Origin of the sequence: Paenibacillus sp. NPDC056579 (assembly GCF_042793215.1) — a bacterium.
Classification (GTDB): domain Bacteria; phylum Bacillota; class Bacilli; order Paenibacillales; family NBRC-103111; genus Paenibacillus_S.
The window spans coordinates 169,573-191,567 of the sequence record NZ_JBHTVD010000005.1; the positions used below are offsets into that span (position 1 = coordinate 169,573).

Genomic DNA, 21,995 nt, shown 5'->3' on the forward strand with positions numbered 1-21,995 from the left:
CATTTCTAGGTTTTAGCCCGTCACCGCATAAAAATAGTACAGAATTGCTAATCTTAACGGGAGGATTTCCCCTGTTAATGTCGAATAGTTTGAACAAGGAATGCAGCAGACCATCAAGGGGTTGAATGAACGATGCAATTGAAAAAGTTGAACGACAAAGCGATCGACCAGCTGTTCGAGGCGGTTTTGACGCTTAAAGATATTGAAGAGTGCTATGTATTTTTTGACGATTTGTGTACGGTAAACGAGATTCAATCGTTGTCCCAGCGTCTGGAGGTAGCCCGGATGCTGCGCAAAGGCAACACCTATAACCAGATCGAGGCGGAGACCGGAGCCAGCACGGCTACGATTTCCCGTGTGAAGCGGTGCCTGAATTATGGGAACGACGGTTATAAAATGACGCTGGAGCGTCTCGGACGCTAGCGCCCGGAGTGAGCATAAGCAGCGAGATCATCCTTCTCGATCGAATGACGGGAGGGATTTTCTTCGTGCAGTCATTTTGCTGTTGTTTGCCGGGGACCGCATCTGCGTGGGGTGGGGAGTCGTGATCGACCGAAACGGAAGTCGAGCTGTGCCGCAACAGACATAGTCATTTTATGCTATAATAGGACATAGTTGTGTCCGTACGGAACGGGAGGCACCGGAGCGCCTTCTTTTTTGTTGCATGGCGGATGATGACGCTTGAGCGTTTTTCCGGCATATAGAGTATTTGTGCTTTCCATTTCAGGGATTTCTGTTCGGAGGAGAGGATACTCAGTGGAAAAATACGGCATATTAGTCATAAGCCACGGCTCGCGCAGCGAGGAGTGGGTTCGGCTGGTCGACGAGGCCGTCGGCGCGATGCGGGTGCCCGAAGAGGTCCCAGTGTTTTCCTCCTTTCTCGAAATTGTGAAGGGCCGGCTTATCCAGGACGGGATTACGACGCTGGAATCGCTTGGAGTCACGGATATCGTGGTCATCCCGCTATTCGTATCTTCGGGCAGTACGCACATCGATGAGATCAGCTACGCGCTTGGGGTGAAGCCTGAGCCGCTGCTGCCGACGGACATGGAGCCTTTTGCCATTCGTGCGCGAATTCATTGCACTTCTTCGATCGATGACGATCCGGACATTGCCGCCATTTTATATGAAAAAATGAAGCCGCTGTCAACCGACCCGTCGCGGGAAATCGTAATGCTTGTCGGGCACGGCAGTGTAGAGCAGGGGTTTCATGAGCAGTGGCAGGACGGACTGAGCAAGCTTGCAGCGCGCATTCAGCAGATGGGCAGCTTCGATGCCGTCGATACGGCGATGCTGCTTCCGGATCAAATCCGCAGCAAAATGGAGCTGTGGAAACAGTGTAAGCCGCAGCATACGGTGCTGGTGGCTCCGGTATTTTTAAGCGAAGGCTACTTTACGAATGAAGTGATTCCTTCCCGATTGGAAGGGTATACGTATACATACAATGGAAGGGCGCTGCTGCCGCATCCTTTGATCGCAAGGTGGATGGAACGGCAGGCGGCTGACCACTTGAGCGGGAACAACGCAGTAAATCGAGGCGAACGGGTGATTAATGAATGTCCAAACGTGCACGACTGATCTATAATCCGACTTCCGGCCGGGAAGAAATGAAGCGACGGCTGCCGGAAATTTTGCAGCGTCTGGAACGCGGCGGCTTAGAGACGTCCACGCACGCCACTATAGGCGAGGGGGATGCTACGCTGGCTGCGGCCGAAGCGGTCGAGCGCGGCTTCGACGTTGTTATCGCGGCGGGCGGGGACGGTACGCTGTATGAAGTCATCAACGGCTTGGCTGAGAAAAGCTACCGCCCGCCGCTCGGCATCCTGCCTCTCGGCACGACGAACGATTTTGCCAGAGCGCTCAACATTCCGCGCAGTTGGGATGCGGCGGTCGATGTGATACTGCAGCAGCATACGCGCGAGATCGACGTGGGCAAGATGAACCAGCGGTATTTCATCAATATTGCCGGCGGCGGCTCTTTGACCGAGCTGACCTACGAAGTGCCGAGCAAGCTGAAGACCATGATCGGCCAGATGGCCTACTATATGAAAGGGCTCGAGAAGCTGCCGCGGCTGCGGCCTATCGAGCTGTACATCCGCACGGACGAAGGAGATCTGCACGAGGAAGTCATGCTGTTCCTCATCTCGAACAGCAACTCCGTCGGCGGCTTCGAGCGCCTCGCGCCAGACGCGTCGCTGAACGACGGCCTGTTCGACGTACTGATCCTTAAGAAATGCAATCTCGCCGAATTCATCCGCGTCGTGTCGTTGGCACTGCGCGGGGAGCATCTGGGCGATCCGAATATTATTTATTTGCAGACACGCAACATTCAAGTCACGTCTCCGGACTATGTGCAGATCAACCTCGACGGCGAATTCGGCGGCACGCTGCCTTGCGTATTCACCAACTTACCTTCGCATCTGCATATTTTCGTAGACGAGAGCGGACAATCGGTATACAAGACCAATCCTTTGCAGCAGATCAAGCTGCCTTGGAAAATCAAACCTGGAGTGGACGGACATGAGCAAGAAGATCAGCAATCAGAGTAAGAGGGAAGCTGGGAGCGGGGGAGTTAAGCGCGGCGGCCAGACTGAGAGACCAGCAGGACGAGGACCAAGCGGCGCCGGCAAGCCTCTGAATGCCGGAGGGGACCGAGGAAAGCCGTTTGGCGAAAGCGGCGGCCGTGTTTCAAGGAAAGGCAATAACCGGCCAAGCGCGGATTTGAGCGGCCTGCCGGTGGCGAAAAACGAAGAATACGAGGCCGAGATCGTCGGTATCGGCCACGAGGGCGAAGGGGTAGGCCGTGTGAACGGCTTTACCCTTTTTATTCAAGGTGCGCTCCCCGGCGAACGGGTGCTCGTCAAGGTGTTGAAGCTGAAGAAGCAGTACGGCTACGCCAAACTGCTCAAGATCCTCCAGCCGAGCCCCGACCGCATTGCGGCTCCCTGTCCTATCTACAGCCAATGCGGCGGTTGCCAGCTGCAGCATCTGAGCTACGAGGCGCAGCTTCGCTTCAAGCGCCAGCTCGTGGTAGATAATTTGGAGCGGATCGGGAAGCTGAAGGTGGCGGAAAGTGAAGCGCCTGCTTCGGAGAAGGGAATCCTCGTGCATCGTACACTCGGAATGGATGATCCTTGGCGCTATCGGAACAAGGCGCAGGTGCCTATCGGCTTTGAAGCTGCTAACGCCGACAGAGAGGGCGGTTTGATCGGGGGCTTCTACGCTCAAGGAAGCCACCGCATCATCGATATGGATGAGTGCCTCATCCAGCAGGAAAACAATGACCTCGTCGTAGCCGAGGTCAAGCGCATTGCCCGCGAGCTGGGCATCCGCGCCTACAACGAAGAAACCCACAAAGGCCTGCTGCGCCACGTAGTTGCGCGGTATGGATTTAATACAGGAGACATCATGGTCGTCCTGATCACGAACGGCGAGAGCATGCCGCACAAGGACGAGCTGGTCGGCCTGCTGCGCCAGGCGATTCCTGGCCTCAAAAGCATCTGCCAGAACGTCAATAAAGAACGGACGAACGTCATCTTCGGCGACAAGACGAACGTGTTGTGGGGCGACGATGTGATCTACGACACCATCGGCGACGTCCGATTCGCGATCTCCGCGCGATCGTTCTATCAAGTGAACCCCGTACAGACCGAGGTGCTGTACGGCAAAGCCCTCGACTTCGCCGGCTTGAGCGGCGAAGAGACAGTGATCGATGCCTACTGCGGCATCGGCACGATCTCTCTCTTCTTGGCGCAGCGTGCTCGCCAAGTGTACGGCGTCGAGATCGTCGGCGAAGCGATCGACGATGCTCGGCGCAATGCGCTGCTGAACGGCATCCGCAACGTTCAGTTCGAGGTCGGCGCGGCGGAGGTGGTCATCCCCGAGTGGCGTCGTCAGGGCATCGCCCCCGACGTCATCGTGGTTGACCCGCCCCGCAAGGGCTGCGACGCTGCGCTGCTCGCCACCATCCTCGAGATGCACCCTGCTCGCGTGGTCTATGTGTCGTGTAACCCGTCGACACTGGCCCGCGATCTTCGGGTGCTCGAGGATGGCGGCTATTCCACCGTCGAGGTTCAGCCGGTGGATATGTTTCCGCATACAGTTCATATCTGATTTTATCGCGTATGTATTAAAAAAAGAAGCTCAGACCCTACAACTCGGTCTGAGCTTCTTTTCACATTCACCACGACTGCCTCAGAGTAAACAAATCCCTTAACTCCTCATTCGAAAGCTCCGTAATCCAGCCTTCGGACGTCGAGATGACGTTCTCGCTCAAGCTCATCTTGCTCTCGAGCATCTCGTCGATCTTCTCCTCGAGGGTGCCGAGGGAGATGAACTTGTGCACCTGGACATTGCGCTTCTGACCCATCCGATAGGCACGATCGGTGGCCTGGTTCTCGACCGCGGGGTTCCACCAGCGGTCGAAGTGGAACACATGGTTGGCGGCCGTCAGATTGAGGCCGACGCCGCCGGCTTTCAGCGACAAGATAAAGATGCCGGGGCCGCTGCCGTCAGCGGCCTGGAAGGCATCGATCATCTTGTCCCGGTCCGCCTTGGACGTGCTGCCGTTCAGGTACAGCACGGGCTCGTTCCGGTGCGTGCCGAGGACATCGGCCAGCATGCGGCCCATGCCGACGTACTGGGTGAAGATCAGGCACGAGTCGCCTTCATCCCGCAGCTCGTCGACCATGGCGACGAGCCGTTCCAGCTTCGCGGAGCGCGTGACGAACGCTTCCCGCCGCTCCTCGGAGCGAAGGACCTCCTCGGACAGCGCATCCTCCTTCGTCAGCAGCACGGGATGGTCGCACAGCTGCTTGAGCTGCGTCAAGGCACCGAGGATGGCGCCTTTTCGCTCGATGCCCTCGAGGTTCTTCATCCGCTCCATCAGATCCTTGACCGCCCGCTCGTAGAGAGCGCCTTGCTCGGCGCTAAGGTTGATGTAGACCTTCATCTCCAGCTTGTCCGGCAGATCCAGCTGGATCGCGGGGTCTTTCTTCTTGCGGCGCAGCATGAACGGCTTGACGAGCTTTTGCAGCTGCGCGGTGCGCTCTTCGTCCTGATGCTTCTCGATAGGGTTGGAAAAACGATGCTGAAACCCGCGAGAGCTCCCCAAGTAACCGGGATTGAGGAAATCGTATATCGACCAGAGTTCGGACAGCCGGTTCTCAATCGGCGTTCCGGTCAGCGCTATGCGATGTCCCGCCTTGAAGGTGCGGATGGCAGCGGACTGCTTGTTCTGCGCGTTCTTGATATTCTGGGCTTCGTCCAGACAGAGCGAGCTCCAGTGAACCTCCTGCAGCAGCTCTTGATCGAGCAGCGCCGTCGTATAGGAGGTGATAACCACATCCGCGTCTTGTATAGCGTCATGCAGCGTGTCGCGGTTCAACCGCCCTTTGCCGTAATGGAGCAGCACCCGTAGATCGGGTGCGAAGCGGGCGATTTCCTTCTCCCAGTTGCCGAGCACGGAAATAGGGCAGATGAGCAGCGCAGGAGTCTTGGACTCCTGCCGGTGCTGCAGCAGGTAGGTGATGAACTGGATGGTTTTGCCGAGACCCATGTCATCGGCCAAGCAGGCGCCGAGCCCGAACTTCCGGAGGAAGCTGAGCCAGGTGAAGCCTTCGCGCTGGTAGCTGCGCAGCTCGGCATGCAAGCCTGCTGGAACGGGCAGCTCCGTTAATTCAGACGGCTGTCCGAGCTGGCGGAGCAGCGCAAGCAGGTGGGAGTTAAGCTCTACCTCCAGCTGGACGCGTTCTTCATCGTCCTCCGCATCGCCTACCTTCGCACCACCGCTCGCTGGAGGCCCCGGCCGCTGCTCCTGCTCCAGCTCGCTAAGCAAATGCAGCTGGAGCACATCCTGCAGCGACAACCCTTCGTCCGGGTTGACGCTGTCCATAAGCCTGCGGATCTGCTCCAGAAGCGCAGGATCCAGGTACACCCATTCGCCGCGGAAGCGGATAAGCCGCTCCTTGCGGCTGAGCAGCTCGGCGAATTCGGCCTCGTTCAGATCGGCGTCGCCGATCGCGATCCGCCAGTCGAAGTCGACGAGGGCGTTCAGCCCGAACAGCGACTGGCCGCGCCCGCCGCCGCCCGCCTCCGACGCAATCTGCGCGCGGAGGCGGGGCTTGCGCTTCGATGCCGCCTCCCACCAGGCCGGCAGCATCACGTTCCAGCCGTCGCTCAGCAGCTGACGGCTGTCCGCGGTCAGGAACCGCCAAGCGGCTTCGTCGCTTAGCGGTTCCGCGAAGAGCTCGCCGTCGCCGGTGCTCCGCGCCTGCGGAAGCGCCGCGGCCAGCCTGGTCGCCCATCCGGGGGCACGCTCCCGGATGTAGGGGCTCCATTCGGCCGCCCAGGCGCCGGATGCATGCCCGTCCGCCGCGAGGCGGACGGGGACGAGCGTCGTGCCTTCGCCTTTGTCCTGCAGGACGAGCCGAAGGCGCCAGTCGAACTGCTCCTCATCCGGCTCGAGCAGCTGCAGGGCAGGGCGGAACGGCGCCGTGTCCGGCTTCCAGCCAAGCGACACGAGCCACTCTTCTTCCGTGAAGGCCTCCGCCGCGGCGGACTGTGTCTGCGGAAGCTGCAATAGCGCCGGGTAATCGCGGCGCAGATCGGCGATGGAAGCTTCGTCGGTATAATGCTCCCCGGTTACCGTAGCGGAGAAGGCCGACCGCAAGCCGCTCAGGTCATCGCTTAAGACGTCCAGCTGCTGCAGCGCCACCCAGTCCACTTCTTTCAGCTCCTCGGCTTCGGTGTCCCATGTCCACTGCAGCTTGCCGCTGCGAAATGACTTATAGCTCGGCGCATAACGGCCTTCCTTGGCGGCCTTATACAGGAGCGGGGCGGCCTTGAGCAGCCCGTTCACGCCATCATTGCCGTTCTCCCACCGGACAATATCCATGAAATTCCGCTCGGCGAAGAAGGGGATCACCATGTCGGCAGGCAGGACGGTCACCGTAAGGTCTCCTGCCTGCTGCAGCTCCAGCGTCGTTCCGTAATAGGACGGCTCGTGCCAGGCGAAGAGCAGCTTGCGGAATTTCTCGCCCTGGACGTCTTGTCCGTTCTGCTGTCCCCACAACAGGGCATCCCCGCCATCCGTCAATATTACGTTCAGCGTTATGTCATACCATTGTTTGCTCATTGCAGCAGCTTTCCTTTCTTCAATTCCTCTTGCAGCGCCCTCAATCGGCTGTTCCGTATGCTGAAGCCGGCCAGGAAGAAGTCCCAGCGCTCGGTTTGCTTTAGCTTCTTGTACACTTTCTCCAGCCGTTTCAGCAATTTGACCGCCAGCTTATAATCGTGACGGTTTTTCTGGGTGACATAATGCTCGATCGCTTGATGGTAATAGGGCAGCAGCAGCTCCGGTGCTTCCTTCTCGATCGGCTGCAGTACGCTGACCCGGTGGTACAGGGGATCGTGGCCTTGCACCATTTGCATTTCCAGCCATGGCTTCCACTTATGCTGCTCGTACAGCAGGTCCTCAATAATCCGGATCGAATGGGGCATCATCTCCTCCAGAGCGTCCCACATCGCCGGCTCCGCATCGGGAGCATGCTCGATGGCTGCCCTCCAGTACCCCATATAGGCGCCGAGCTCCGAGGAATTTCGTCCGTAAAAGGCGGCGGAGGTTCGAGTTAACCAATCCGCGAGTCCGTCCCAGCTCCGGGAACCGGCCAGCTGATTCAGGAAAGGAAGCAGCAAGCTGGGCTGCAATTTGTTGATGGGTCCTATCGCTTCCACAGCCGCCCAGGCTTCCTTGCTTTGCGACTGATGCAGGTACAGGAAAGCTTTGGCCGCTGCAAGCGAGGCCGACATCGAACCGGACGGCACCTTCTCCATCTCCCCGATTTCCCGGGAAGCCCAATCATCCGCATCGGGAGAGGAGGCTATCCAGTGCTTCCACAGCGACGTATACAGTCCGTAGTCCAAATACGTTTGCCCGGTTTCTTCCGCCATCCGCTGTCTCACATACGATAACGTTTGCTCCAGCCGCTCCTTGGAGTGGGTAAAAAGGAGCTGGGCCGATTTCTGCTTCAACCACGTCTGAATGTCGTCGTACATCCGGTGCAGGGCGAACGAGGTAAAGAAGGAGGCGCTGCTCTGAACGCCGCCGTTGTTCATTTTGTACAAAATGAACAGCATCTGGTGCAGCTCGAAAAAAATCCAGTCCACCTCGGAAAACGAAGCCGAATTCTTCCGGATCATCTGCAGCCGATGCTTCAGCATATCTGCATAAATCCCCTGATCGTTGGGCGGCCGGATATAGGCTGTCGCTTGTTCGAGATATTCGTGCCAGCCGGCAATATCTTTGCCGGGCAATCCCTTGATTGCCGATTCCGATCCCGGCCCCGGCTTCGGTGCGGAAGCGGTCCGCTTCACATGCTGCTTGGCGTTCACGATCTGGGTTGCCGGATAGCCTAACCGGTCGGCAAGCTCCATTAGTACTGCGGCAAGATGCTTGCAGTAAGTTTGGACCGGACAAGTGCAGTAGCTGGATTTGAACTTATTTAGATTCAGCGTAACCGAATAATCCTCCGTGCCTGTCACCCTCGCCTGAATCACACGATCTTCGGAAGCGCTCAGCTTCACCACGTACTGTTGCTTGAAATAATTGAACCCCCGGCTGAGGGTCACTTCATTAAAGGCGGAAGCCACTTGCTCCAGCAGCTCCGACCACTGCTCATCGTTTAATGCAGCGAATACACTCATAGCCAAGCTCCTTGCTCCCTCAAAAGAATGGTATCTTTCCATTATAGATCGATACGAACAAAAATTCGATATTTTCATAAAAGAAGAGGCATGAAAGAGAAAAAATTTACATTGTAGGTTACGAATTGCCTATCTGATGATATACTTAGTATATTAGCGATTATAATTAGGGTGGGTCGAAATGGAAGCACATTTATATGAACGGCTTTATATGTTTATTGTCCAAGAGATTGAGGAGGGGCGATTGAAGCCGGGTGACCGCGTTTTCTCCGAGAAAGAGCTCGCCGAACGGTTCGGCGTCAGCCGAATCACCTCCAAGAAAGCGCTGGAAAAGCTGGCCGATGCAGGGATCATCCGGCGCATTCAAGGAAAAGGCTCTTTTGTAACCGACAGAAGCACACCAGAGGTTGGACCGCCGCACCATTCAGAACCAAGATTGAGCCTTGCGCCGGATGAGCAGGACCGACCGGTTATAGGTCTTCTTATTCCTAACTTTTCCGACGAATTCGGCCTGCAGCTGCTGCGATCGATGGAGGTGCGGTGCGCTGAGCTTCAGTACGATCTTATTATTAAGCGGACTTATGGCGGCAGGGAGGAAGAGAAGCGGGCGATCCGCTTGTTCGTCCATCTCGGCGTCAAGGGGCTGATTGTGGTTCCGATCCACGGAGAGCATTATAATTCCGAGCTGCTCCGTCTCGTGTTGGACAAATTTCCGGTTGTATTGGCCGACCGGTACTTGAAGGGGATTCCGGTATGCTCCGTATATACGGATAACAAGAAAGCATCGATGGATCTCACGCTGTACTTGATCAGACGAGGCTACGATCAAATCGCCTATTTGTCCTCACCGGTGGAGAACACGCCGACCTTGGAGGAAAGGCTGTACGGGTATACGCTGGCCTGTACGCTCGAAGGGCTGAAGCTGAATCAGGACTACTGCCTGACGAATTTCAAGAGCGTGCTCCCTATGAATCAGAATGGTACGGAGACGGATGGGGACAAGGAGATGATGAAACGGTTTTTGGTGCAATATCCCGACATCCGAGCCTTCGTCACGTCGGAATTTCTGATTGCGACCATGCTCGCTCAGGTCATCGATTCGATGGGACTGCCGCTTGAGCAATACGAGATTGCCTGCTTCGACTCCCTGGGCGACAGTCTGGGAAAGCCGATCTTCACTCACATTCAGCAGGATGAGAAGCGGATGGGCCAGGAGGCGGTAGATATGCTCGTCTCGCAATTGAACGGAGAGACCGTTCCGGAACGTAAAATTATTGAACATCGTTTGGTTGTAAAAGACGGCCGATAACGCCGGCTGCAATCCGTACAGATCCAATCCAAAACGCCTTCATGCCGCCTATCCGGCGAAATAAGGCGTTTTTTGCCGTCCAACGACTGCCGTCCGTCCCATTTTCAGGACTATTCGCTCCTTGCCCCCAATGCGTGAAAAGGACGGGATACTCAAAAAAAGTGACATTCTTTTCCTTTTGCTCAACTTAGTATGTCATGAAAATGAAATTGACATGTTAAAGGTCATATCAATATACTAACTATACGCACATGATGTAATTTACTGTAAATGATGCTGGGGGGTGCTCTTACGTTATTTATTTGGATGTCCGTGTTTGCATTTTGTTGAAGCGCTTTCAGCTTGGCGGTGAACAGCATCCATTCATTGCATCGTTAACTCTTATACTCACTTCTTAGCGGGATGCTTATAGGGCGGCGGTTCATCGGAGATGGATCGATGTTTGCAAGTAGGCTACGGAATCGACAAATCCATGTGAAAGGGGATATTGGCATGAGAAAAACGAACAAACCCGTATTTCTGGCACTGTTGTCTCTTCTTATGATTTCGCTCTTGGCATCCGCTTGCTCTCCAACAGCTAAGGGGGGCGCAGACACTCCCTCTAAGGACGCTTCGGGGAAAGTCACGCTCACCCTGTGGCACGGTCTTACTTCGATAGATTTGGACAATATGCAAAAAGTCGTGAAAGCGTTTGAGGAGAAAAATCCGACGATCAAGATCAATCTGGTTTACACCGAATCCAACGAGGGAGCCGATCAGAAGCTGCTGACCGCCGTTGCGGGAGGCAATCCGCCGGATATGGCGCTGTTGGACCGATTTAAGGTAGGGACCTGGGCGTCGCAAAACTCACTGACGGACCTATCCGCCATGGCGGCGCAATCCGGAATTAACCAAAGCTCATACTATCCGTTCGTATGGGAGGAGTCGAGCTACAAAGGAAAGCTGTACGCGATTCCGATCGATACCGATTCCCGGATGCTTTTTTACAACAAGGACCATTTCAAGGAAGCGGGGCTTGATCCGAACAAGCCGCCGAAGACCATCGCCGAGCTGGAAGCGGCCGCCGAGAAGCTGACGATCAAGGAAGGCAAACGGTTTAAACGAATCGGTTTCATTCCCTGGTATTCGCAAGGCTGGCTGTATACATGGGGATGGTCGTTCGGAGGGAAGTTCCAGGATCCGGCGACGGGCAAAATTACGGCTAACGACCCGAAAGTCGTTGAAGCGCTGCAGTGGATGACGGACTTCGGCAAAAAGTACAACGTCGAGGACATTGCCGGCTTCACCAGCGCAGCCGGTACGGAAGAGATGGACCCGTTCATCTCCGGCCAAATCAGCATGAAAATAAGCGGCAACTTTACGATTGCGGGCATCAAGAAATTCAAGCCCAATTTGAACTATGGGGTTACGCCGATACCGACTCCGACAGGAACGAACTTTACGACTTGGTCTGGCGGCGGCTCCATTATTATCCCGAAAGGCGCCAAGAACGTCGAAGCGTCCTGGAAATTCCTCGAATTTCTGGGCAAGGAGGAGGGGCAGTATCTGGTTAACGCCAACTCCGATTTCGCGGTTATCGATTCTGTAAACATCAAGTACGGCTACAAGGACGATCCGATAATGAGGGAATTCATCAATATTTTACCTAACTCGCACAACCGCCCGGTCATACCGGAAGGACAGCTGCTGTGGAACGAGCTGGCGTCGGCAACGGAAAACTCCACTCGCGGCAAAGGAACCCCGAAGGAGAATCTGGACAAAGTGACGGAGACGGTCAACAAAGCGCTGGAAAAATATAAATAAGCCGTGCGGCAGGCAGGGGGAGACTCTTTTTCCTTGCCTGTCGGCGTATGACGATTCGGAAGGAGAATGTACATGGCGAAACTGGTTGATCAGGCTCATGCCAACATCGTTCCTGCAGCGGACAAACGAAGTTCGTTCCACCGGACCAACTGGACGGGGTGGCTTTTTGCTTCGCCCTGGGCTTTGGGCCTGCTCTGCTTTTATGCGGTTCCGATCCTCATGTCGATCTATTTCAGCTTTACCACCTACAGCATTTTGCAGCCAGGCGAATATGTCGGCTTGACTAATTATATCGATCTTTTCCGCGATCCTTTGTTCTGGAAATCGATCTACAACACGGTGTATTTTGCCGTATTTTTCGTCCCTCTAAGCATATTATTTGGAGTGGCGCTTGCGATGATGCTCAACATGAAGGTCAAAGGCATGGCGGTCTACCGAACGATCTACTTCCTGCCCACCCTGGTTCCCCAAGTAGCGATGGCCGTGCTTTGGATGTGGCTGCTGCATCCGAACTTCGGTTTGGTTAACGGGATGCTGTCCGCGATCGGTATCGACGGGCCGCCGTGGCTTAGCGGGGAAGCCTGGTCCAAGCCTTCCCTTATTCTCATGTCGCTTTGGGGGATCGGCCACGCCGTCGTCATTTATCTGGCCGGATTGGGAGACATCCCGGACGAGTACTACGAAGCGGCCGAGATTGACGGGGCCAGCTGGCTTCAGAAGACGAAATCGGTCACCTTGCCGCTGCTGACGCCCGTTATTTTCTACAACCTGGTCATGGGAACGATCGGTGCGTTTCAACAATTCACGCTTCCTTATACGATGACGAAAGGCCAGGGAACCCCAGCCAATTCCATGACTTTTTACGTCATGTACTTATATGAGAACGGATTCAAATATTTTAAAATGGGCTACGCCTCGGCGATGGCGTGGATTTTATTCGTGATCGTGATGGGGCTGACGGCCGTCATCTTTGTAACATCCAAACGCTGGGTTCATTATCAGGGCAAATAAGGAGGGGGAAGAGCATGAATCCTATCGTTGTCAAAAGAGTGCATCGCATTCTGGCTCATTGCTGTCTGATTGCCGCCTCGATTTTTTTCATCGTTCCGTTCATTTGGCTGTTATCGACCTCCCTAAAGCCGCTTACGCAAATTTTCACGTTTCCCCCGGAGTGGATTCCGCGGCCGTTTGAATGGAGCAACTATTCCCGTGCCGTAGACTATATCCCTTTTTGGACCTATTTGCGAAATACCGCGATCATTACCGTATGCAGTACGATCGGCGTTATTATCTCCTGCCCCTTGGTTGCTTATAGCTTTGCCAAGCTGGAGTGGCGCGGGCGCGGTCTGTTGTTTGTTGCTACTCTAGCGGTGATGATGATCCCCGGACAAGTGACGATGATCCCGCTTTTCCTTTTGTTCACCAAATTAGGCTGGGTCGGCACTTCTCTTCCTCTCATCATCCCTCAATTTTTCGGAGTGCCATTCTATATCTTTCTGCTGCGGCAGTTTTTCCTCGGGCTGCCCGACGCATTGCGTGAAGCGGCCCGCATAGACGGAGCCAGCGAGTTCCGTATTTATCTTCAGATCATGTTTCCGCTCGCGAAGTCGGCGGTCCTGGCTGTGGCGTTGTTTCAATTTATGGCAAGCTGGACAGATTTTATCGGCCCCCTGCTGTACTTGACCAATGAGCCTTCCTACACGGTGTCGCTCGGCTTGCAGCAGTTCCAGAGTCAAAAGGGCTCGGAGTGGGGCATGATGATGGCCGTATCCACTATGATGGTGCTGCCCGTGATCGTACTATTCTTTTTCCTTCAGAAAACGTTTATTAGCGGGATTACGTTTAGCGGGATCAAAGGGTGATGCGCTCCTATATTGCGCTGTACTGTATATTGCCTCAATAAAGCCTGGAGAATCAAGGGAGGAAACTGCATTCAAATGAAAAGATTCGATCAGCACCGTTGCACTTTGGACGGTGTTTTTCTTCGTTTAAAGCTCTCTCATGTAACATTCATGTGAAATATGAAACGTTCTAATAGATTCGTTGTAGAATCAATCGCTTTCATTTTCATAATTATTTTCATAATTTGCAATGGTGTTATTTATATTGACATCTTTTAAGGGTATCCATTATTATTAATATCACTGGAGAATATAATTGAAAAAACAACAAAATATCTTAACATTCTACATGAATTCCATTCAAAATCCGTAGGAATTGTCAGTATTTAATTCATTGGTGAAAATAATGGGGAGATGGACAGTGAAAAAGCACGATCAAGATTTTATGAAGCGGCAAAACCGGCTCACCGTGTTTGAGATCATCAAAAACCAGCAGCCGATCTCCCGCGCTTCCATCGCCAAGCAGACAGGGATGAGTCCTACTACTATCAGCCGCATCGTAGCGGAGCTGACCGAAGAAGGGTACCTGTTGGAGACGGAGCAAGTATCCGCCGGCTTGGGCAGGAAATCGACGCTGCTTGCCATGGTAGATGCTGCGGTGCTCTCTGTCGGCGTCGAGCTGGATCGCCATCAAATCAATATCGGCATTGTAGATTTGCAGGGGAATGTCGTTGTGAGCGGCAACTATCCCCGCTCTCCGGAAGAAAGCGCGGAGGTTACGCTCGCTCGCATCGGCGCTGAGATCGACCGGTTAACGAAATCGAACGACATCGACTGCGGCCGTCTGATCGGCGTCGGTATCGGGCTTCCCGGAATTGTCGACAATGATAGCGGAGTCGTCATTTTCTCCGTCCAGCTCGGCTGGAAAAATGTCGATCTGGCCAAGCGGCTGAAGGAAATTACCGGCTATGACGTGGCGGTGGACAACGAGCTGAAGGTGAAGGCGCTGGCCGAGCATTTGAAAGGCGCCGCCATAGGCTCCGAACGGACGGCATTGCTCGGCTTCGGTAACGGTGTTGGATCAGCTCTTATTATTGAAGGGGAGATTTACCGGGGCCAAACGAACAGCGCCGGGGAAATCGGACATACGACGATCGATCCGAACGGCATGATGTGCGACTGCGGGAAAGCGGGATGCCTGCAAACCTACATCAATATCAGCTCGCTGTTGTCGGAAGCGAACAAAATGCGTCCGGTCCGCTCCATCGAGGAGCTTTTCGAAGCAAGACGGGCAGGGGAACGGTGGGCGGAATATTTGATCGACCGCGCCCTGATGTACATGGCCATTACGATCAACAATATCGTCTGCATGTACAACCCGGACACGGTAATCTTGAGCGGCGAGCTGGCAGACAAGTTTCCGGAAATTTATGAGGAAGTCGGGAACCTTTGCTTCACCAGATTCGTTTGGGAGCCGCTGCGCGGATCGTTCCGCATTATACGTTCCGAGCTGCAGGAGCAGGGCGTTGTGATCGGTTCGGGACTGATGTCGCAAAATTGTTTTTTCGCGCTTGAATAATGAAGTGAAATCATAGTGAAGTTGAATGCAGCAAGGCACAATTGGGAGGGAAACACCATGGGCAATGTTGGCTTTACGCCATTAGTTGAAGAATACCGCGGCGGTGTGCTGGAGAACGTACACTACGGGGCAATCACCATCGTTGATGAGAATGGCAAGGTTTTGTACTCGGCTGGAGATCCGGAGCATATGACGTTCTTGCGGTCGGCGGCGAAGCCGTTCCAGGCGATACCGGCCATGAAACGGAAGATCGATGAGGTGTACGGGCTTACGGGACATGAAACGGCGCTGTTTGCAGCATCCCACAGGGGTGAAGCGTTTCATATCGACGCATTGGAGATGATGCTGCAGAAGACCGGCATTGAAGAGGAGATGCTTCATTGCTGCGCAACGTATCCGCTCAACGAAGATGCCAAGGCGGAGCGGCACCGGGCCCATGAGGCGAAGCGGAGAATTTTCCACAACTGCTCGGGCAAGCATACCGGCATGATCGCTCTGGCCAAGCATATGGGCTGGGACGAGCACACGTACTACGATCCGGAGCATCCGCTTCAGAAGGAAATCGTGCAGACGCTGGCCTATATCGCCGAGGTGCCGGAAGCTTCGATTCCGCAAGGTGTGGACGGCTGCGGCCTCCCGATCTTCGCGCTTCCGCTGCACAAAATCGCGTATTCCTTCCTGAAGCTGGCGTGTCCTGATCTCATTGAGGATGCCGAAACGCGGGATGCCGCCGCGAGAATGGCGAAGCTGATGAACGAATATCCCGATATGATCGCGGATACGAGATTCGTCTGCTCGGAGCTGCTCAAGGATCCGAACCTGGCTGCCAAGGGCGGAGCCAAAGGTGTATACGGCATCGGCTTGAGGAAGGAACGGCTGGGCATTTCGCTGAAAGTATCCGACGGCTCCGAGCAGGTGTGGCCGTGCATTATCGCCACGATTCTCGAGCGTCTCGGCTATGACAACCAGGATACGATCGACCGGCTGTACAAGCTCGTTCCCAATGCCATCGTCAATGATGGAGGAACGCTCGTCGGAGAGCGCAAGCCGGTTTTTCAGCTGAAGGCTTGATCCTGCGCAAATTTTTACTCAAGAGAATAATCTCCAATCCTGCATGTAAGCAACCGGGGGCGCGGAGCGATTCTAATACAACATACTTTGGGGAGTGAAACAAATGAAGTTTAAAGGAAAAACTTGGTCCACACTCATGCTGATGCTGATCATTGCGATCGTGGCAGCGGGCTGTGGAGGCAACGCCGGCAAGGACAACGCGAACGCCGGCAAAGACGAAGGCACCAAGGCGGTCTCCAAAAACAATAAAGATGTCGTGATCGCCATCAACGCCAACTTCATTACGCTGGATCCGCACAACGCAAGCGATACCCACTCGATCAGCGGCGCAAGAACGATGTATGAAGGTTTGATGGGCTTCGACGAGAACATGAACGTGGTGCCGGTGTTGGCCGCGTCCCACAAAATCAGCGAAGACGGTCTGGTTTACACGTTTACATTGAAAGAGAACGTCAAGTTCCACGACGGTACCGATTTCAACGCGGAAGCGGTAAAAGTCAACCTGGATCGCATCCGTGACGAGAAAAACAACCTGAAGCTGCGCAAAAGCTTTGCCAAAGTAACAAAAGTAGAAGCTCCTGACGCCAAAACAGTCGTCATTACATTGAGCGAGCCGTACAACGCGTTCCTGAACAAAATGGCTATGGCCCTTATGGTCAGCCCGAAAGCTTTGAAGGAGCAAGGCGAGAATATCGCGAAAAACCCGGTAGGTACAGGTTCTTTCAAATTTAAGGAATGGGTGCAAGGCGACCGTCTCGTTGTCGTGAAAAATGAGAGCTACTGGCAAAAGGATTTGCCGAAGGTTGACAGCATTACCTTCAAGCCGGTTCCGGAGAACGGTTCCCGTATCGCTATGCTCAAAACCGGCGAAGCGGACTTCATCTATCCGATGCCGACCGAGCAAGTATCCGAAGTACAAGGACAGAAGGATATCGTTGTAGACAAGATCGATTCCACTATCGTTCGTTACGTAACGCTGAACACCATGAAAAAACCGTTCGACGATGTAAAGGTTCGTCAAGCAATCAACTACGCTATTAATAAAGAAGCTTATATTAAAGTCGTTAAATCCGGTCTCGGCTCGAAGCTCGATTCCACAATGTCGTCCAAAACGCAATATTATTCCAAGCAAACCGGCTACGATTACGATGTAGAAAAAGCGAAAAAGCTGCTTGCCGAAGCAGGCTATCCTACCGGCTTCTCCGCTGAAATCTGGGGCGAGAACGATTCCGAAACGATGAAAGGCATGCAGTTCATTCAACAGCAGCTCGCTCTTGTAGGCATCAAGCTGGAAGTGAAATCGATGGAAGGCGGCACATTGTCGCAGCAAATCAACTCGGCGAAAACGCCTCAAGAAGCTAAAATCCAAATGTGGTACGTAAGCTGGTCCCCGTCTTCCGGCGATGCGGACGGCGCAACAAGAGGCTTGTTCAGCTCCGAAATGTTCCCTCCTGCGGGATCGAACACGGCATATTACAAAAACGCCAACGTAGACAAGTGGATCGCCGACGCCAACAAATCGATCGATCCGAAGCAAGCGAAAACCATCTACGCCGATATTCAAAAAACAATCTGGGAAGACGCGCCTTGGGCATTCATGGGTGTTGACCAGGTTATCACAGGCAAGAGAGCTTACTTAAACGGCGTGAAAGCATTCCCGGACGGCTCCATCAGCGTTCGCGATGCGGAAATTAAGCAATAATAAGAGCAATCATGTGAGAGTCATGAAATGATATCGGGGCCGTTTCTGCAGGTTGCTAAAGAAGCGGCCCCTGTTCTTTACGTTTTCGAATGAAGGGAGGCTCACGAGTTGGGCAGATATGCATTACAAAGGCTTCTGGGAGTAATCCCGCTGCTGTTTGTCGTATCGGTACTGGTCTTCATGTTCATCCACTTAATTCCCGGCGATCCGGCCCGGCTTGTTGCCGGCAAGGACGCTACGCTGGAAGAGATCAACGGCATTCGCGAGCAGCTCGGACTGAATCTGCCGCTCTGGCAGCAATACATCAACTACATGGGCAATCTGCTGCAAGGGGATTTGGGCAACTCGCTGCGTTCCGGTCTGCCGGTCTCGGATATGCTGCAAAGCCGCTTTATGCCGACGATCATCCTGACGTTCACGAGTCTAGGCTGGGCGCTTATCATCGGTCTTGTCATCGGCACGATCTCTGCGGTCAACCGTAACCGCTGGCCGGATTATGCAGGGATGCTGACCGCGATATCGGGTATTTCCGTTCCCGGCTTTTGGCTCGGGCTTGTATTGATTCAAATCTTTTCGGTTGAGCTCGGCTGGTTCCCGACTGGGGGGATCGATTCTTGGAGCTCCTACGTGCTTCCGTCGCTTACTCTAGGAGCGGGCATCATGTCGATGCTGGCGCGCTTTTCCAGAGCTTCGATGCTGGAAACGATGCGGGAGGATTATATCCGGACGGGACGGGCGAAAGGCCTTCGCGAGACTATCGTTGTCGGACGTCACGCCTTGCGCAACTCCTTGATTCAAGTCGTAACCGTTGCCGGACTGCAGTTCGGATTTTTGCTGGGCGGCTCCGTCATGGTAGAGACCGTATTCAGTATTCCGGGACTCGGAAGACTGCTGGTCGACTCCATCGCTTTTAGAGATTACACGGTCATTCAAGCGCTGCTGCTGCTGTTTGCCACTCAATTCATACTTATTAATCTGATCGTCGATATGCTGTACGGTGTACTGAATCCGAAAATCCGGTATGCGTCGAATTAGGAGGGGATATTATGAACAACAATCCGACGATGGCAGGGGCCGGTTCCTCCGATCCTCGAGAGACGCTTGCGGCGGGACGGACCAAAGGCCGTGCAGCGGTATTTTTCCGAAAGTTCTGTAAGCAAAGACTGTCGCTCATTGCAGGCATTTTTATCGTTATACTCTTCATTATCGCCCTGTTCGGGCCTTACTTGACACCATTCGATCCTAACGAGCCGGATTACGACGCGTTGATGTCCACTCCGTCTGCCTCGCATTGGGCGGGTACGGACGAGTACGGCCGGGATATTCTAAGCCGGCTTATCGCAGGCACCCGGTTGACCTTGTCGGTCAGCTTGAGCGCCGTGCTCATTGCGGCGGTATGCGGAACGGTTCTCGGGCTGTTCAGCGGCTATTACGGCGGATGGCTGGACCGGCTCATCATGCGAAGCAGCGACGTGCTGTTCTCGTTTCCGGATCTTTTGCTCGCCATCGGGATCGTGGCTATACTGGGTCCCGGCTTGTCCAACGTGGTCATCGCGGTAGCCGTATTCGGCACGCCGTCGTTTGCAAGAATTATCCGAAGCGTTACGCTGTCGGCCAAAGAAACGTTGTTCGTAGAAGCGGCCCGTTCCATGGGCGCCAAAAACGGACGTATTATATGGAAGCATATTTTTCCGGAGACTCTCTCCAGCGTGATCGTCAATGTGACGATGAAAATCGGCGGTGCCATCTTGGCCGCATCCTCCCTGAGCTTTCTCGGCATGGGCGCGAAGCCGACCGAGCCTGACTGGGGCGCGATGCTGAGCATGGGACGCGACTATTTGAGCATTGCTCCGCATATCGTGTATATTCCCGGCGCGGCGATCTTTTTGACAGTACTTGCTTTTAACCTGGTTGGGGACGGACTGCGTGATGCTCTTGATCCCAAGACGAAAAATTAAAGGGGGGGCCAGACCGTGACGCCTAGATTGCTTGATGTGCAAGGATTGAAAACGGAGTTCCGACGCGATGGCGGCAGCGTAATGGCGGTGTCCGGCGTTGACTTTCATATAAATAAAGGCGAAGTGCTGGGTCTTGTTGGCGAATCCGGCTGCGGCAAAAGCGTGACCTCCTTGTCGATCATGCGTCTGCTCAAGGATACGCCGGGGCGGATTAGCGGAGGCGCTGTTCTTTTTGAAGGTACGGACTTGACTCAGATTCAGGAAAAAGAGATGCGTCGGTTCCGCGGCAATGAGCTGGCGATGATTTTCCAGGAGCCGATGACGTCGCTGAATCCGGTGCTGCGGATCGGCAAACAGCTCGAAGAACCGATTATGCTGCATCTTGGATACAGCCGAAAGCAAGCAAAAGAGCATGCCATTCATATGCTCAGGCTTGTAGGGATTCCCCGGGCGGAGGAAGTGGTGAACGACTACCCGCACCAGCTGTCCGGAGGAATGAGGCAGCGTGTAATGATCGCGATGGCGATGTCGTGCAGCCCGAAGCTGCTGATCGCCGATGAGCCGACGACGGCGCTGGACGTGACCATCCAGGCGCAAATTCTCGATCTGATGAAGCGGCTGAAGGAAGAGCAGGACATGGGAATGCTGCTCATCACCCATGATCTCGGGGTTGTTGCTGAAATGTGCGACCGGGTCGTCGTCATGTATGCCGGACGTGTCGTAGAAGAGGCGTCGGTGAAGGATTTGTTCGAAACGCCTCAGCATCCGTATACGAAGGGGTTAATTCATTCGGTGCCGAAGCTGCGGCAGAAGGTTCGCCGGCTGGAGTCCATTCCGGGCAACGTGCCGGATTTGAGCGCCATGCCGCAAGGCTGCAAGTTTGCGCCGCGCTGCCCTCATGCGATGGCGCGATGTCTTACCGAGGAGCCGCAGCTTCTGCCGATCGAAGGGGAAGCGGAGCGCAAAAGCCGCTGCTGGTTGACGCAGCCGGAAGGAGGAGAAAGCGCATGATAGAGACTCCGCTGGTTGAAGTAAAAGGATTACAGAAATCGTTTACGATAAAAAAGGGCTGGTTCGGTACAACCAAATCGCTGCGCGCGGTAGACGGCATCAGCTTCGCCATCCGCAGAGGAGAAACATTCAGCCTTGTAGGCGAGAGCGGCTGCGGCAAGTCTACGACGGGGCGTCTCGTCACCCGGCTGTTGATGCCGAACGGCGGGGAAGTATGGTTTAACGGGCAAAATATTAGCCGCCTTAACGATAATCAAATGCGGCCGATCCGCAAGGATATGCAGATGGTGTTCCAGGATCCGTACGCCTCGCTTAATCCGCGAATGAAAGTAAAGGATCTCGTAGCCGAGCCGCTGCTCATTCATACGAAGCTCAGCCCGCAGGAGCGGGACAAGCTGGCGCGGGAGCTGCTCGAGACCGTCGGTCTGAACAGCGTCCATGCCGAGCGCTACGCTCACGAGTTCAGCGGCGGCCAGCGGCAGCGGATCGGCATTGCACGGGCGTTGTCCGTACGCCCGAGCCTGATCGTAGCGGATGAGCCGGTATCGGCTCTGGACGTGTCGATTCAGTCGCAGGTGCTGAACCTGCTGCAGGATTTGCAGGAAGAGTATGGACTTACGTATTTATTTATTTCCCACGACTTGAGCGTCGTAGAGCATATCAGCGACCGCATCGGCGTCATGTACTTGGGGACGCTGGTGGAGACGGCGGACAAGGACACGCTGTATGATCGTCCGCTTCATCCTTATACGCAGGCGCTGCTATCGTCGGTGCCGGTTCCCGATCCGACCTTGAAGAAGGAGCGGATCATTCTGAAGGGCGATTTGCCGAGCCCGGTCGATCCGCCGTCCGGCTGCCGGTTCCATACCCGCTGCCCGTCCTGCATGGAAGTGTGCAAGCAGAAGGAGCCGGTATTCCGGGAGGTCGAGCCGGGCCATCAGGTGGCTTGCCATTTGTACGACGAAGAGATTATGAAGAGCCAGTAAGTAGATGGTTCAGTTTAAAAGCTCCGTCGGAG

General features: G+C 54.6%; 17 protein-coding genes. 15 read left to right on the top strand and 2 right to left on the bottom strand.

The window, feature by feature from the left end:
* Positions 1 to 132: 132 nt before the first annotated feature.
* The 4 genes from ACFQ88_RS20520 to rlmD all read left to right on the top strand — a co-directional run bounded on the left by ACFQ88_RS20520 (position 133) and on the right by rlmD (position 4,113).
* Positions 133 to 423, top strand: a complete 291-nt coding sequence (locus ACFQ88_RS20520; protein WP_028549983.1) for a YerC/YecD family TrpR-related protein — start codon at positions 133 to 135, stop codon at positions 421 to 423.
* 333 nt (positions 424 to 756) lie between these two features.
* Positions 757 to 1,578 carry a sirohydrochlorin chelatase gene (locus tag ACFQ88_RS20525; RefSeq protein WP_379456166.1) on the top strand — a complete coding sequence of 274 codons (822 nt, stop codon included), beginning with the start codon at positions 757 to 759 and terminating at the stop codon, positions 1,576 to 1,578.
* A complete protein-coding gene (locus tag ACFQ88_RS20530; RefSeq protein WP_239631611.1) occupies positions 1,557 to 2,549 on the top strand; it encodes a diacylglycerol kinase in 993 nt (330 codons plus the stop codon). Before ACFQ88_RS20525 ends, ACFQ88_RS20530 begins: the two co-directional genes overlap by 22 nt.
* Positions 2,521 to 4,113 carry a 23S rRNA (uracil(1939)-C(5))-methyltransferase RlmD gene (rlmD, locus tag ACFQ88_RS20535; RefSeq protein WP_379456169.1) on the top strand — a complete coding sequence of 531 codons (1,593 nt, stop codon included), beginning with the start codon at positions 2,521 to 2,523 and terminating at the stop codon, positions 4,111 to 4,113. The genes ACFQ88_RS20530 and rlmD overlap by 29 nt, the downstream gene beginning before the upstream one ends.
* Before the next feature lie 67 nt (positions 4,114 to 4,180).
* Here the strand turns inward: rlmD and ACFQ88_RS20540 are convergent, their stop codons facing one another.
* Together ACFQ88_RS20540 and ACFQ88_RS20545 are read right to left on the bottom strand one after the other, a co-directional pair.
* Positions 4,181 to 7,135, bottom strand: coding sequence for a DEAD/DEAH box helicase (locus ACFQ88_RS20540; protein WP_379456171.1), 2,955 nt, complete (start codon positions 7,133 to 7,135; stop codon positions 4,181 to 4,183).
* Positions 7,132 to 8,703, bottom strand: coding sequence for an SWIM zinc finger family protein (locus tag ACFQ88_RS20545; protein WP_379456173.1), 1,572 nt, complete (start codon positions 8,701 to 8,703; stop codon positions 7,132 to 7,134). Before ACFQ88_RS20545 ends, ACFQ88_RS20540 begins: the two co-directional genes overlap by 4 nt.
* 181 nt (positions 8,704 to 8,884) lie before the next feature.
* On the opposite strand from ACFQ88_RS20545, the gene ACFQ88_RS20550 reads away from it, so the two are divergent.
* From ACFQ88_RS20550 to ACFQ88_RS20600, 11 genes are all read left to right on the top strand, one after another.
* Positions 8,885 to 10,012 carry a GntR family transcriptional regulator gene (locus ACFQ88_RS20550; RefSeq protein WP_379456175.1) on the top strand — a complete coding sequence of 376 codons (1,128 nt, stop codon included), beginning with the start codon at positions 8,885 to 8,887 and terminating at the stop codon, positions 10,010 to 10,012.
* A gap of 492 nt (positions 10,013 to 10,504) precedes the next feature.
* Entirely contained in the window at positions 10,505 to 11,815 is a 1,311-nt protein-coding gene (locus ACFQ88_RS20555) for an ABC transporter substrate-binding protein (protein WP_379456177.1), read from the top strand.
* A 72-nt stretch (positions 11,816 to 11,887) separates the two neighbouring features.
* Complete coding sequence (locus tag ACFQ88_RS20560) at positions 11,888 to 12,826, top strand: carbohydrate ABC transporter permease (RefSeq protein WP_379456179.1); 939 nt, start codon at positions 11,888 to 11,890, stop codon at positions 12,824 to 12,826.
* A gap of 14 nt (positions 12,827 to 12,840) precedes the next feature.
* On the top strand, positions 12,841 to 13,677 hold the full coding sequence (locus ACFQ88_RS20565) for a carbohydrate ABC transporter permease (protein ID WP_379456181.1): 837 nt from the start codon (positions 12,841 to 12,843) through the stop codon (positions 13,675 to 13,677).
* A 400-nt stretch (positions 13,678 to 14,077) separates the two neighbouring features.
* Positions 14,078 to 15,235: an ROK family transcriptional regulator gene (locus tag ACFQ88_RS20570; RefSeq protein ID WP_239631679.1), complete on the top strand. Its 1,158-nt coding sequence runs from the start codon at positions 14,078 to 14,080 to the stop codon at positions 15,233 to 15,235.
* Positions 15,236 to 15,292: 57 nt separating this feature from the next.
* Positions 15,293 to 16,306, top strand: a complete 1,014-nt coding sequence (locus tag ACFQ88_RS20575) for an asparaginase (protein ID WP_379456184.1) — start codon at positions 15,293 to 15,295, stop codon at positions 16,304 to 16,306.
* A 103-nt stretch (positions 16,307 to 16,409) separates the two neighbouring features.
* On the top strand, positions 16,410 to 18,008 hold the full coding sequence (locus ACFQ88_RS20580; protein ID WP_239631683.1) for a glutathione ABC transporter substrate-binding protein: 1,599 nt from the start codon (positions 16,410 to 16,412) through the stop codon (positions 18,006 to 18,008).
* A 108-nt stretch (positions 18,009 to 18,116) separates the two neighbouring features.
* A complete protein-coding gene (locus tag ACFQ88_RS20585; RefSeq protein WP_239631685.1) occupies positions 18,117 to 19,043 on the top strand; it encodes an ABC transporter permease subunit in 927 nt (308 codons plus the stop codon).
* Between the two features lie 11 nt (positions 19,044 to 19,054).
* Entirely contained in the window at positions 19,055 to 19,966 is a 912-nt protein-coding gene (locus ACFQ88_RS20590; protein WP_239631687.1) for an ABC transporter permease, read from the top strand.
* Between the two features lie 15 nt (positions 19,967 to 19,981).
* Positions 19,982 to 20,977, top strand: a complete 996-nt coding sequence (locus ACFQ88_RS20595) for an ABC transporter ATP-binding protein (protein ID WP_379456187.1) — start codon at positions 19,982 to 19,984, stop codon at positions 20,975 to 20,977.
* Entirely contained in the window at positions 20,974 to 21,963 is a 990-nt protein-coding gene (locus tag ACFQ88_RS20600; RefSeq protein WP_379456189.1) for an ABC transporter ATP-binding protein, read from the top strand. The genes ACFQ88_RS20595 and ACFQ88_RS20600 overlap by 4 nt, the downstream gene beginning before the upstream one ends.
* Positions 21,964 to 21,995 lie beyond the last annotated feature (32 nt).

Coding starts and splice junctions, on each gene's coding strand:
- ACFQ88_RS20520 (WP_028549983.1), top strand. CDS start 133: ATGCAATTGAAAAAGTTGAACGACAAAGCGATCGACCAGCTGTTCGAG.
- ACFQ88_RS20530 (WP_239631611.1), top strand. CDS start 1,557: ATGTCCAAACGTGCACGACTGATCTATAATCCGACTTCCGGCCGGGAA.
- rlmD (WP_379456169.1), top strand. CDS start 2,521: ATGAGCAAGAAGATCAGCAATCAGAGTAAGAGGGAAGCTGGGAGCGGG.
- ACFQ88_RS20540 (WP_379456171.1), bottom strand. CDS start 7,135: ATGAGCAAACAATGGTATGACATAACGCTGAACGTAATATTGACGGAT.
- ACFQ88_RS20545 (WP_379456173.1), bottom strand. CDS start 8,703: ATGAGTGTATTCGCTGCATTAAACGATGAGCAGTGGTCGGAGCTGCTG.
- ACFQ88_RS20550 (WP_379456175.1), top strand. CDS start 8,885: ATGGAAGCACATTTATATGAACGGCTTTATATGTTTATTGTCCAAGAG.
- ACFQ88_RS20555 (WP_379456177.1), top strand. CDS start 10,505: ATGAGAAAAACGAACAAACCCGTATTTCTGGCACTGTTGTCTCTTCTT.
- ACFQ88_RS20560 (WP_379456179.1), top strand. CDS start 11,888: ATGGCGAAACTGGTTGATCAGGCTCATGCCAACATCGTTCCTGCAGCG.
- ACFQ88_RS20565 (WP_379456181.1), top strand. CDS start 12,841: ATGAATCCTATCGTTGTCAAAAGAGTGCATCGCATTCTGGCTCATTGC.
- ACFQ88_RS20575 (WP_379456184.1), top strand. CDS start 15,293: ATGGGCAATGTTGGCTTTACGCCATTAGTTGAAGAATACCGCGGCGGT.
- ACFQ88_RS20580 (WP_239631683.1), top strand. CDS start 16,410: ATGAAGTTTAAAGGAAAAACTTGGTCCACACTCATGCTGATGCTGATC.
- ACFQ88_RS20590 (WP_239631687.1), top strand. CDS start 19,055: ATGAACAACAATCCGACGATGGCAGGGGCCGGTTCCTCCGATCCTCGA.
- ACFQ88_RS20600 (WP_379456189.1), top strand. CDS start 20,974: ATGATAGAGACTCCGCTGGTTGAAGTAAAAGGATTACAGAAATCGTTT.